The 11,863-nt window shown below is 74.4% G+C and carries 8 protein-coding genes and 1 pseudogene; 1 reads left to right on the top strand and 8 read right to left on the bottom strand.

Features of this window, described 5'->3' with window-relative positions; translation table 11 throughout:
* From DZF91_RS34555 to DZF91_RS34530, 6 genes and pseudogenes are all read right to left on the bottom strand, one after another.
* Positions 1–219: pseudogene (locus DZF91_RS34555) on the bottom strand (rod shape-determining protein MreC); the annotation flags it as partial.
* Positions 220–251: 32 nt separating this feature from the next.
* Complete coding sequence (locus tag DZF91_RS34550; RefSeq protein ID WP_117361245.1) at positions 252–1,286, bottom strand: rod shape-determining protein; 1,035 nt, start codon at positions 1,284–1,286, stop codon at positions 252–254.
* Between the two features lie 863 nt (positions 1,287–2,149).
* The gene (gene ndk, locus DZF91_RS34545) at positions 2,150–2,560 is read right to left on the bottom strand and encodes a nucleoside-diphosphate kinase (protein WP_117361244.1); all 411 of its coding nucleotides are present in this window, start codon (positions 2,558–2,560) and stop codon (positions 2,150–2,152) included.
* A 68-nt stretch (positions 2,561–2,628) separates the two neighbouring features.
* Positions 2,629–4,137: a hypothetical protein gene (locus DZF91_RS34540; RefSeq protein WP_117361243.1), complete on the bottom strand. Its 1,509-nt coding sequence runs from the start codon at positions 4,135–4,137 to the stop codon at positions 2,629–2,631.
* Positions 4,138–7,013: 2,876 nt separating this feature from the next.
* A complete protein-coding gene (locus DZF91_RS34535) occupies positions 7,014–7,340 on the bottom strand; it encodes a DUF4233 domain-containing protein (protein WP_117361242.1) in 327 nt (108 codons plus the stop codon).
* A complete protein-coding gene (locus DZF91_RS34530) occupies positions 7,337–8,740 on the bottom strand; it encodes a bifunctional folylpolyglutamate synthase/dihydrofolate synthase (RefSeq protein ID WP_117361247.1) in 1,404 nt (467 codons plus the stop codon). Before DZF91_RS34530 ends, DZF91_RS34535 begins: the two co-directional genes overlap by 4 nt.
* Before the next feature lie 175 nt (positions 8,741–8,915).
* Between DZF91_RS34530 and DZF91_RS34525 the strand changes: the two genes are divergently transcribed.
* Complete coding sequence (locus DZF91_RS34525) at positions 8,916–10,133, top strand: folylpolyglutamate synthase/dihydrofolate synthase family protein (protein WP_117361241.1); 1,218 nt, start codon at positions 8,916–8,918, stop codon at positions 10,131–10,133.
* On the opposite strand, the gene DZF91_RS41415 is transcribed toward DZF91_RS34525, so the two are convergent.
* Both DZF91_RS41415 and DZF91_RS34515 read right to left on the bottom strand, forming a co-directional pair.
* A complete protein-coding gene (locus DZF91_RS41415; RefSeq protein ID WP_199487095.1) occupies positions 10,130–10,891 on the bottom strand; it encodes a hypothetical protein in 762 nt (253 codons plus the stop codon). The genes DZF91_RS34525 and DZF91_RS41415 overlap by 4 nt on opposite strands.
* Before the next feature lie 76 nt (positions 10,892–10,967).
* Positions 10,968–11,534, bottom strand: a complete 567-nt coding sequence (locus tag DZF91_RS34515) for a ComEA family DNA-binding protein (RefSeq protein WP_235834773.1) — start codon at positions 11,532–11,534, stop codon at positions 10,968–10,970.
* Positions 11,535–11,863 lie beyond the last annotated feature (329 nt).

The raw sequence follows: 11,863 nt of genomic DNA, 5'->3' as shown, positions 1-11,863 counted from the left end.
GCGCGCGCCGGGCGCGTCGGTGACGGCGTCGACGGCGTTGCCGACCGGCCGGACCACGGCGGCCGAGGCGCGCTCGACCGGGCCGAACACCGCCTCGCCCATGCCGCGCAGGGCGCGCAGCGGCGAGGAGCCGCCGCCCCGGTAGTCGACCGTGATCATGACGAGCGCCACCACCAGCAGCGCCCCCAGCACCGTGCGGCTGCGCCGGGTGTCGTTCACCCGCGGACCTCCCGTCCCATCGTCCTAGGAGATCAGTGCCGCGACTCCGGTACCAGCACCTGGCGCAGCGAGTCGAAGTCCTCGACGGTCTTGCCGGTGCCCAGCACGACCGAGTCGAGCGGGTTGTCCACCAGGTGGATCGGCATGCCGGTCTCCTCCCGGATCCGCTCGTCCAGGTGCTTGAGCAGCGCGCCGCCGCCGGTGAGGGCGATGCCGCGGTCCATGATGTCGCCGGACAGCTCGGGCGGGCACTTGTCGAGCGTGGTCTTCACCGCGTCCACGATCGCGTTGACCGGCTCCTCGATCGCGCGGCGCACCTCCTCGGCGGAGATCACCACGGTCTTCGGCAGTCCGGACACCAGGTCGCGGCCCCGTATCTCGGCGTGCGGCTCCTCGTCGCCGCCCGGGTAGGCCGAGCCGATCGCCATCTTGATCTCCTCGGCGGTGCGCTCGCCGAGCATCAGCGAGTACTCCTTCTTGGAGAAGCTGATGATGGCCTGGTCGAGCTCGTCCCCGCCGACGCGGACGGACTGGCTGGTCACGATCCCGCCGAGGGAGATGATGGCGACCTCGGTGGTGCCGCCGCCGATGTCGACCACCATGTTGCCGGTCGGCTCGTAGACGGGCAGCCCGGCGCCGATCGCGGCGGCCATGGGCTCCTCGATGATGTACACGCGGCGGGCCCCGGCCTGGTAACCGGCCTCCTTGACCGCGCGCTGCTCCACCCCGGTGATCCCGGACGGCACCGCCACGACGATCCGCGGCTTGGCGAAGTGCCGTCGCTTGTGCACCTTCTGGATGAAGTAGCGCAGCATGCGCTCGGTGACGTCGAAGTCGGCGATGACCCCGTCCTTGAGCGGCCGGACCGCGACGATGTTGCCCGGGGTGCGGCCGATCATCCGCTTGGCCTCGATCCCCACCGCGACGATCTTGCCCGTGTTGGTGTTGATCGCCACGACGGACGGCTCGTTCAGCACGATCCCGCGCCCGCGGACGTACACGAGCGTGTTCGCGGTGCCAAGGTCGACCGCCATGTCACGGCCAAGGAACGACAGCTTGTTACCCATGAAGAAAGGGAGCCCTTCATGCTTGTCGGGCGTGCAGAGCGGCGCACCCATCGTAACGTGCCCGCGCGGCGCCGGGCGGTCGCCCCGCCGGGGGCGCGACCCCCGTTTCCGCACCCTGACCAGGCACGTCACGCGAAAAACACCCGCGCGTCCGAATGATTCAGACCCGCGTGTCTACCCACGTTACGAACCGGCGAAACGCCACCGGCCGCGTCGGGCATGACCGCACGAGCGCGACCGCGACCTTGCAACCGCGGAAGACGCACAGCGAGAACGCGGCGGGACGGACGCGCCGCGAGGGGCGACGACGCGACGTCGGTCGAACCCAATGCCGGGACGAACCGGTGGTGAGGGCGCTCGCGACGATGACGGGCGACGGCTGCGGACGCGGCGTCCATGGAACCCGGGTGCGGGGACAAGCCGGTGGCGGGAATGCGAGGCGCGGATATGCGGGTCGCGGGAGGTGCCACGGCTGGAACGCCGGTGACCGGGAGCTGGGTGGCGGGAGACGACGGGGGCGGGGAGGCGAGGCGCAGAGATCGGGCTCGCGAGAGGTGCCACGGTTGGAACGCCGGTGATCGGGAGCCGAGGAGGGCGGGAGGCGAGGCTTGAGACGTGCGGTGGCGGGAGACGCCAGGAGCCGGGACGCCGGGCGGCCGGGAGCGACGGGAGCGGGGAGGCGGGTGGCGGCAGAGGCCTCTGCCGGGAGACTCCGGTGGCGCGTGCCGGGAGAATCCGGTGGCGCGGGACGCGGTGGCGGGGGCTGCGGTGTGCCCCGGCGCGGCGAGCGCGCCGGGGCACGGATGGGCGTGTCGACGAGTGGTCCCGCGACGTGCCCGGTGCGGTCGTTCCGCCCGGCCGGGTCAGCCCAACTCGGGGAAGAACAGCTTGATCTCGCGGTCCGCGGAGTAGGTGGAGTCGGAGCCGTGGACGATGTTCTCGCCGATCTCCAGGGCGAAGTCGCCGCGGATGGTGCCGGGCGCGGCCGAGACCGGGTCGGTGGCGCCGGCCAGGGCGCGGAACGCCTCGATGGCGCGCGGACCCTCGACGACCATCGCGACCAGCGGGCCGCCGGTGATGAAGTCGACCAGGTCGCCGAAGAACGGCTTCTCGCTGTGCTCCTCGTAGTGCGCCTCGGCGGTCTCGCGGGCCAGGTGCTTGAGCTCCAGCGCCACGAGCTTCAGGCCCTTGCGCTCGATCCGCGAGATGACCTCGCCCACCACGCCGCGGCGGACGCCGTCGGGCTTGACCAGGACAAGAGTGCGCTCGGACACGGAGTTTCTCCTCAGGGAAAACGGGATGTCGTCAGTGGCACGGACCGCGCCGGGCATGGCACCAGTGCTTACCGCCCGGTGCTAACTGTACCGAGAGGCTCGCTCTGGTCCGGCTCGCGGCGGGCCGCCCGTGCCCGGGCGCGTCCGGGCGCGGCGGCCCGTCCGGCGACGGCCAGCAGGACGACGAGGACGGCGGCGGCTCCGAGCCAGGCGCGGTAGCCGTCGGTCAGCGCGGCGAGCTGGGCCTCGGCGGTCGTCGGCGCGGGCCGCAGCCATCCCGCCTGGAGCGACAGCACCACGAGCTGGCCGGTGAGGACCGCCGGGAAGCACAGCGACAGCCCGAACAGCGCGGCGGCGACGCCCGCGTACCGCAGCGACACCGCCAGCGCGAGGCCCGCTCCCGCGCCGAGCGCGGCCATCGTGACGGCCGCGACGGCCGGGATGTGCGCGGAGACCGGGACGTGCGCGGCGGCGGTGAACAGCGCGGGCAGGGTCGCAAGGACCATCAGCGCGTGCCCGGCGAGCACCGCCACCCGTCCGGCGTCCCGGGGCAGCCTCGCAGCGGTCGCGGCGGCGACCAGCGCGGCCCCGGCGCCCGCGGCGAACGGGAGGTACGTCCGGTAGGACGCGTCGCCGCCGTCGCGGGCGGCCACGGCGGCGATCCCGGCGAGCGGCGCGGCGACCGGGTAGGTCAGGAGCCCGGTCGTGACCAGCACGACGGCGGCCCCCAGCGGGCTGCCCGCCGTGGCGTCCCGGCTGCCGACGAAAGCGAGCCCGACCAGGCCGAGCAGCGCCAGCGCCGCAAGGACGAGCCGTCCGCCCGGGGACCAGCCGTAGGTGGTGACGACGGCGATGAACGCGAAGCCGGCGGCCGGGGCCAGCGGCAGGACGAGCTGCCCGCGCTCGGGATTGCGCAGGGCGGGCAGGCGTCCGCGCCGTCCGCGCATGACCAGGCAGAACGGCAGGACGATCACCAGGACGGCGGTGCTCCACGGGAACGGCGCGAGCGCGGTGCGCCAGTCGATGACGGGCCCGGCGCCGGGAGCGCCGTCCGGCAGCGGGACGCGGGCGAGCGCCAGCGGCATCGCACCGACCAGGGACGCGACGAGCGCCCCCGACCACAGCGACGCGGCGAGCCGTCCGCCGCGCTCCCAGGCGAGGACGAGCGTGGCGGGAAGGATCAGGCCCGCCCCGACGCCCTGCACCGCGCGGACGGCCCCGACGAGCGGGACCGAGTCGGCGCGTCCGACGGCGAGCAGGCCCGCCACCAGCAGCGCGACCCCGAGGGCGAGCACCGTCCGCGCCCCGAACCGGCGCGCCGCGACCGCCCCGACCGGGACCGCGGCCAGCAGCACCGGGACGCTCAGGCCGGTCGCGCGCAGCAGGTCGGCGACGCCGCTCGAGCTCAGCCCGAGCGACCGCGCCGCCTCGTCCACCACGTTGGCCGACGTGTCGGGCAGCACCAGAACCGCCGCCGGGACCGCCGCGACGACGACGGCGACCACCCCGAGGGTCGCCACCACGTCCCGTCCGCGCGAGACCGGGGGCGCGACCGGGTCGGTCTTCGCCCACGCCACGGGCCGCGGGAACTCCGTCCATTCCAGGGGCCCCGGTTCGTCCTCGGACGCACCACCGGGCGTGCCGGGCGTCGTGGTGGTCAGAGCGGTTCGGGACGGCTCGACGACGTCCGCGGAACTGTCTCTCGGGTCCTCTTCGGGCGTTGCGCCTTGGGAAGCCGGGTCGGCCCGCCCCGGCGACGCGACGTCGTCGGCGCCGCCCACCCGGACGTCTCCACCCTCCGGCGGCCTGGCCACCTCCCCCGTCCGTCCGCGCGCCAGACCGGACGTCCCTCCAGAGCGCCCAGCGTCCCCCCGAGGGGAACCGTCCGCGTCCGCACGCACCGGCACATCCTGCTCTGCCGTTCCCTCCCAAGGGCCGTCCGGCCAGCGGAGCTCCGCAGGCTCCGGCACACCGGCCCAGCGAGCCCGGCCTTCCGAGGCCGGCCCTTCCGTCCGTGACTGCGGTAGGTCTCCCCGCGGCGGCCCAGCGCGATCACCCCACGGCTCGCGAGTCGACAACGCATCACCGCTGCGCCACCCCTCGCCGTCCTGATCGCTGCTGCCGGGCGGGCGAGTACCCGAGCCAGGGGCTTCGGGCGCGTCACCACTGCGAACCCCCTTTTCCGGGGCTTCAGCGGGCGCCAGCACATCGGCGCGATGACGTCCGCCTTCCGGAGCTCTCGTCGCCTCGGACCACAGGACGTCATCCTGCGTCGGTCCGGCGGGCTCGGACCGATCTCGCCCAGGCGCCGAGGAATCGGCCGCCCGGCCATCGCCACGCCACACGTCTTCGTCCGCCGGGACACTCTCGCGATCCGACCGGGTTCCCGCGTCGCGGAAGTCCCATGCGTCGGCGTGCTTCTCTTCCCTCGAAAGCTCTAGGGGTGCGGGGACGCCTGCGCGCGGATCTTCGTCCCACGCAGAAGCCGCAGCCTTCGGCTCCTGAGATGGGATGGCGTGCCCGGACGCGTCCCTCGGAGGCCCCCCAGCATCCACCGAACCCCCGGTACCTGAGTGGTCGTCCCACGTGGAATCCGCGGGCTGCGTCCAGTACCGCCGCGGATCCGGAGCCGGAGCGTTCTGGTACTCAGCGCCCGGCCACTCGACCATCGGCGGTTGGGTGGTCGCCTCCGGCGTGGCGCCGGGCAGAGGGGCGGCCCCCTGAAGGACGTCACGCCGGGTGGGGCCATTGGGCTCCGGCCGATCCCCGCCGGGATCTGGGGCGCGGGTCGGCCCTGTCGGCCCATCCGGTCGAGGAAGATCCCACTCGGCCGGGCCGGACGGCTCCGAACGCACTCGCTGATGCCTGGAGTCTTCATGCAGCCGGACGGGCGGCTGAGCCTCGGCCGAGGGCCGCTCCTCCATCCCAGGATCTGCGGACGGCGGGCGAGGCGCTATCGGCGCATCGTGTCCCCGCGACCCGGTCTGCGGCCCCGCGCCGTGCGGCGGCTCGGTCGCGACCGGATCTACCGCGTGACGCTCTGCTTCGCCTGACGCCCACGAGGGACCAGGACTGCCGACCGCCGGGGTCGACTGAGAAAAGCCGCTTCGCGACGGTCCAGCCTCGAACGACCGAGCTTGCGACGCGTCCGCCGCAAGCGGATCTCCCGCATGTCGGTGTGCCTGGCGCGGCGGAACCGAGGCATCACGGCTGCCACCGCCGACATTCGGGTGCGGAAGGCCGTCCCGCGGCGGCTCCGGCTCGACCGAATGTGCTTGCGACGGCTCAGCCGCGAGCGGATCTGCCGGCTGTCGGTATGCATCGGACCGCGGCCCGGAAGGACCGCGACCGGCGACCATCGGGGTCGAGTGCGGAAGGCCGCCTCGCGACGGTTCGGACTCGAACGGCCCTGCTGGCGACGGATCGGCCGCGAGCGGATCTTCCGGGTGTCGGTGTGCTTCGCCCGGCGGAGCAGAGGGGCCACGACTGCCGAGCGTCGAGTTCGAGTACGGAAGGCCGCCTCGTGACGGTTCGGGTTCGGGCGGGCGCGCGTGGAGCGGCGGGGTGGTCGCGGAGTGAGCGGGCTCGTGGTGCGGCGGTGTGTGCGGGCCCTGAGCGGCGTTGGGTTCGTCTCGGGGCGGGGTGGTGGCGTTCGGGCTGGGAGGGCAGCAGCTTCCCGAGGCGACGGTGGGGTCCGAGTGCCGGAGCTCCCTGGGGCTGCTCTGCGGCGGGGCCGCGGGGATCTGCGCGTCGGGGCCGGTGAACTCCTCCGGGAGCCTCATGGTCGGGCCGTCCGGGCGAACCGGTTCGGCGGTCTCCCAACGGCTCTGGTTTTCGTCGGCGGTCGGCCTGGCGGACGCCGTTGCGTCGGGCCAAACGAGTTCGCTTCTCGGCGGGGCCACAAGGCGCTGTTCGTTTTCCCGGCTTTGCCGACTGTGCGCGCCGTGGTGCTCGTCGACCGGGGCCGGCGGGCGGGCGGTGGGCTCGTTCGCGGTCGCGGGGGCTTCCGGTGAGGGACGGTGCCCCGGGGCGGTGTCCGGCGGCGGGGCGGCGGGCCGGAGGACGTCCGGGGAGAGGACCACCGTCGGGCCGTCGGGACGGGCGCTGTTCACCGCCTCCGGGCCGTCCACCTCGCGAAACCCGGGTGCGTCCGGCTCGGCCGCGCCGCCCGGGGGCGGGGCGGACGTCGCGTCGTCCGCAGTGCCGGGCGGCAGGATCACGGTCGGGCCGTCCGGGCGGACGGGGCCGTCGGCCGCTTCCGGAGGGGTGGCGCGGACGCGGTCGACGGGCCGATCGTCCGGGGACGGGCGGCGTGGCGGTTCGCTCGAGGAGGACACGGCCTTGCTCCTACGGAAAGGCCGCCCGCCGCATCAGAGAATGATGTCCAGAATGTTCGCTATTTCGCCATGACGAATGATCGGCGGACGGAATTCGGGTGCCTTCCCCCGGGAATTTAGCGCGCCCGAGCCTTTTCCGCCTGGCGACCCAGCCAAAACGCCGTGCCCCACAGCGCGCCGAACAGCACGCCGAGGATGAACATCATGGGAACCATGAAGCCGGTCAGCAGCACCAGCACCTGCAGCACCGTGCCGACCGCGAAGCCCCACGGGCGGCCCATGACGCCGCAGGCCAGCAGGCACAGCACCGCCAGCGTGCCGCCGACCCAGCCCGCGACCGAGGCGTCCACCTTCTGCACCGAGATCGCGACCGGGATCGCCAGGCCGATGACGATGGCCTCGCACGCGAGGACGGTCGAGTACAGCCGCCGTTCGGGGTTCATCGGCCCGCTCCCACGCGCAGCAGGGTCCGCGCCTCGCCGGCGGTGACGACCGAGCCCGTGATCAGCACGCCCGCGCCCCGGTACTCGCCGGTCTCCTCCGCGAGGCCGATCGCGCGGTCGATGGCGTCGTCGAGCCGCTCGACGACGTGCACCCGCTCCGGGCCGAACGCGCCCTCGGCGATCTCGGCGAGCTCCTCCGGCGGGAGCGAGCGCGGCGAGGAGTTGCCGGTCACCACGAGCTCGGCGAGGACGGGCTCGAGCTGGTCGAGGACGCCCGCGACGTCCTTGTCGGAGGCGATCGCCAGCACGCCGACCAGCCGGGTGAAGCCGAACGACTCGGTGATCGTGTTGACCGTCGCGGCCATCCCGGCCGGGTTGTGCGAGGAGTCGATCAGGACGGTCGGGCCGGTGCGGGCGACCTCCAGCCGGCCGGGCGAGGCCGACTTGGCGAAGCCGCTGCGCACCAGCGCCGGGTCGAGCTGCCCCTCGCCGCCGCCGGTGTAGTCGTCGCCCGCGGCGATCCGGGTGGCGGCCTCCAGGTTGTGCTCGCCGCGCGTCGGCGCGCCGGACGCGAACGCTTCCACCGCCGCGAGGGCGGTCGCGGCGTTGCTGGCCTGGTGCTCGCCGAACAGCGGCAGGAAGATCTCGTCGTACTCGCCGTGCAGCCCGCGCACGGTGATCATCTGGCCGCCGACCGCCACGTCGCGGTGCACCACGCCGTACTCGATGCCCTCGCGCGCCGCGACGGAGCCGACCTCGGCGATCCGGCGCAGCAGGACCTCGGCGGCGGGCAGCGGCTGCTGCTCGACCACCACGATCTGGCCGGGCTTGATGATCCCGGCCTTCTCGGCGGCGATCTCCTCGACGGTGTCGCCCAGGTAGGCGGTGTGGTCCAGGCCGATGGGGGTGATCACGGCGACGTCCCCGTCGGCGACGTTCGTGGCGTCCCAGGAGCCGCCCATGCCGACCTCGACGACCGCCACGTCGACCGGGGCGTCGGCGAAGGCCGCGAACGCCATCGCCGTCAGCACCTCGAAGAACGACAGCCGGGTGCCCGCGCCCGTCCCACCCGTGCCTGCCGCCTCGGCGAGGCGGGCGTCGATGAGGTCGACGTAGGGCCGGACGTCCTCGTAGACCTCGACGAACCGCTCCTCGGAGATCGGCTCGCCGTCGATCGCGATGCGCTCGCGCAGGGTGGTCAGCTCGGGGCTGGTGTACAGGCCGGTGCGCAGGCCGCGCTCGCGCAGCAGCGCCTCGATCAGCCGCGCGGTGCTGGACTTGCCGTTCGTGCCCGCCACGTGGATCACCGGATAGGCGCGCTGGGGCTGGCCCAGCACGTCCACCAGGTCGCGGACCCGGTCGAGGGTGGGGTCGATGTCCCACTCGACCCCCCGGCTCATGATCGCGCCGATCGTGTCGCGGTAGCCCGGCGGCCCCGTCACCTGACTCACGTCTTGGTTCCCTGCCTGTTCAGCGGTGCCTGCTCGGCGGTCCGTTTCCACCGACACAGGAAGCCTACTCGGGCCGCGCCGCAGGGCCGTCCACCCCCGCGCTCCTGTGGATATCCTCCGTCGGATGGCCGCTGATCAGGTGTTCTTCCGCGAGTGGACGGCCCGGAGGCCGGGCTCGCGGCGTTCCGTCGTCCGTGCCCGCGCGCTGGCGGAGGCACTGGGCTCGCCGGCACTGGGCTCGCCGCCGGGCGACGTTCCGGTGCTCGCGGTGGTCGGTTCCAAGGGCAAGGGGACCGCCGCGACGTACGCCGCCGCGACGCTCGCGGCGGCGGGGCTCCGGGTGGTGTCGGTGATGAGCCCGGGGCACCGCTCGAACCGCGACCGGATCCGGGTGGACGGACGCGCCCTCTCCCCGGCCGAGTTCGCGTCCCTCGCCTCGCGGCTGGCCGCCGCCATGGAGACGCTCCCCCCGCCGACCCCGCCGTCCGACGGCTACCTCTCCCCCGCCGGGCTGTTCACCCTGGCAGGGCTCGTGCACGCGCGCGACGTCGGCGCGGACGTGGTGGTGCTGGAGGCCGGGATGGGCGGCGGCTCCGACGAGATCAGCCTCTTCCCGGCGACCGTCGTCGCCGTGACACCGATCTTCGCGGAGCACGTGGGCGTCCTGGGCGACACCGTCGAGGAGATCGCCGCCGAGAAGGCCGCGGTGATCGTCCCGGAGACGCGCGCGGTGGTCTCGGCGCCGCAGTCGGACGAGGTCACGGCCGTCCTGGATGCCTTCGGTGACGTCGATGTGGCTGTGGACGACTCCTGGGACGGTCTGCTGCCGCCGGGGCTCGGCCGGGCCAACGCGAGGACCGGCTTGTTGGCGGGTCTCCGTATGGCGGAGGTGCTGGGGCGTCCTCCCGCGGACGCGCGGCTGCGGGAGGTGCTGCGGACGGTCGTCCTGCCCGGACGCCTCTCTCCGCACGAGCGGGACGGCATCGAGGTCCTGGCGGACTCGGCGATCAACCGGACCGGCGTCGCGGCGGCGGTGGAGGCGGCCCGCGCCCGCTGGGGCACGGTCGACCACGTCCTGGTCTGCCTGCCCGACCACAAGGACCTGGACGGCGCGATCGCCGAGCTCGACGGCCTGCCGGTCACGTTCGTCCGGCTGCCGCAGGCCCATCTGCGGTTCACGCGCCCGCTGCCGTCCTCGTGGGACGTCCTCGACGCCGCTGAGCTGTCCATGGAAGCCCTCGCGGCGCGCGGGCGTCACCTACTGGCGGTCGGCACCGTGTACTTCGTCGGGCTGCTCCTGGACGTCCTGGACGCCGATGTCGAGCGCCTCTTCGTGCCCTAGCGCTCCAGGTCCCCGCGCATGCGCGGGAGGAGCTTCGCAAGGTCGTCCGCGTCGGGCGCGGGGACGTTCGACGCCACGAACCCGTACGAGCCGGACGTCGCCCAGGCGCAGTACGGATGCACGGCCGACAGCACCGCGAACGTCCCGCAGACGCCCCGGCCGACGCGCCGGAACGCCAGCACGGTGTTCGGCTTCGCCCGCACCAGGAACGCGTCGGGATCGGAGATCGACGCCGAGCCCCCGACGAACAGGATGGTGCGCGCTTCGTCGGAGTAGACGGCCGACTTCTGCCGCGTCCGCCCGACGCCCCCGCGCCGTACGGCCTCGGCGATGAACGGGTAGGCGGGGCTCGCGGCCGGATCGGTCGCGTCCCGGTGCAGGCCGCCCGCCCGGGAGGCCAGGGTGATCCGCTTCTCGGGCTTCCCGCTCCCGCCGTCCAGCAGGAGCGCGCCGCCCGCCGCCGCGATCGCGGCGGCGCAGAGGCCGCCGACCGCGCCGAGGACCATGATCTTCCGCCGTGGCAGCGCCGCCGCCGTCTCGGCGGCACGGGGCCGGGGCGCGTCGGCGACGGCCACGGGCGCCGGTGCCGGGGGCTCCGTCTCCGGCTTCGCACCTCCCCCGGACGGACCGGACGGGCCGGACGGACCGGTCGGGCCGGTCGGGCCGGACGGAGGCGGCACGTCGTCCAGCGCCTCGGCGGTCAGCCACCAGGGCGGCGAATCGCCCCAGCGGGACGGCGGAACCGGCGGATCGGGCATCGTTCTCCTGCGCTCGGACGGACGGCAGGATCGTATCCGGACACACCCCGCCCGCATGCCGGTATTCGGGATCGGGTCAGCGCAAGTAGAGCCCGAATTCCACCAGTTCGGGCACCAGCCTCGGCGGCAGGTCGCAGACGACCGCCAGGTCCTCGCCGGAGCTGAACCCGCCGGTCTCCTCGCGCAGTTCCACGGCCCTCTCCGCCTGCTCGGGCGTCAACCCGAACCGCGTCAGCTCCCGCGCCGGGACGGCGTTCACGTCGATCAGCCCGCCGTCGTCGTAGGGCCGCTGCGCGGGCGGCAGGTCGGTGCGGCCGATCCGCAGCTCGCGGGCCATCAGCGGGTTGCCGAGAGCGAGCGCGCGGGCCTCCCGGCGGCGCTGCGCGCGGGCGTTCATGTGCTGCACGGCCGCGCGGTTGGCCTGCTCGGCGCTGACCGGCTGCTGCCACGGCTGCGGCGGCACGGGCGGCAGCGGGGCCCGGCGGTTGCCCGCGACGACCGCGTGCACGACCCAGACGGGGATCCAGAGCCCGCACGTCACCACCGTCAGGACCAGGTGCAGCGCGTGCGTGGTGGCGTCCAGCCCGGCGGGCGGCGGAGGCGGCGGCACGGCGACGGGCGGACGCGGCGGAGCGGGCGGCACCGGATGCACCGGCGGCGGAGGCGGCACCGGGGCCGGCGACTGCCGCGGCGTCGGCGTCGGCGTCGGCGGAAGGTGCACGTTGACGTTTACGATCGGCGTCGGCTGCGACGAGGACGCGTCCCTCGGCGGCGCGGCGGACCGCTCCGGCTCGGCGGCCCCGCTCGACGGCACCGCGACCTGCGCGGAAGCCTCCGCCGCCCCCTCAGGCACGACGGGCACAGCATCAACGGGCGTCACAGGCGCCGACGCGGACGCAGCATGCGCGGGCGCGGTAGGCGCGGGCGCGGTAGGCGCGGGCGCGGTAGGCGCGGGCGCGGTAGGCGCGGGCG

The organism is Actinomadura logoneensis (assembly GCF_003428695.1).
Lineage (GTDB): Bacteria > Actinomycetota > Actinomycetes > Streptosporangiales > Streptosporangiaceae > Spirillospora > Spirillospora logoneensis.
Note: the sequence above shows the minus strand (reverse complement) of the source record. Positions and strands in the feature narration are given on the sequence as shown.

Excerpts from the sequence above, each read along its gene's own strand:
- DZF91_RS34550 (WP_117361245.1), bottom strand. The coding sequence starts at position 1,286 with ATGGGTAACAAGCTGTCGTTCCTTGGCCGTGACATGGCGGTCGACCTT.
- DZF91_RS34535 (WP_117361242.1), bottom strand. The coding sequence starts at position 7,340 with ATGAACCCCGAACGGCGGCTGTACTCGACCGTCCTCGCGTGCGAGGCC.
- DZF91_RS34530 (WP_117361247.1), bottom strand. The coding sequence starts at position 8,740 with ATGAGCCGGGGGGTCGAGTGGGACATCGACCCCACCCTCGACCGGGTC.
- DZF91_RS34525 (WP_117361241.1), top strand. The coding sequence starts at position 8,916 with ATGGCCGCTGATCAGGTGTTCTTCCGCGAGTGGACGGCCCGGAGGCCG.
- DZF91_RS41415 (WP_199487095.1), bottom strand. The coding sequence starts at position 10,891 with ATGCCCGATCCGCCGGTTCCGCCGTCCCGCTGGGGCGATTCGCCGCCC.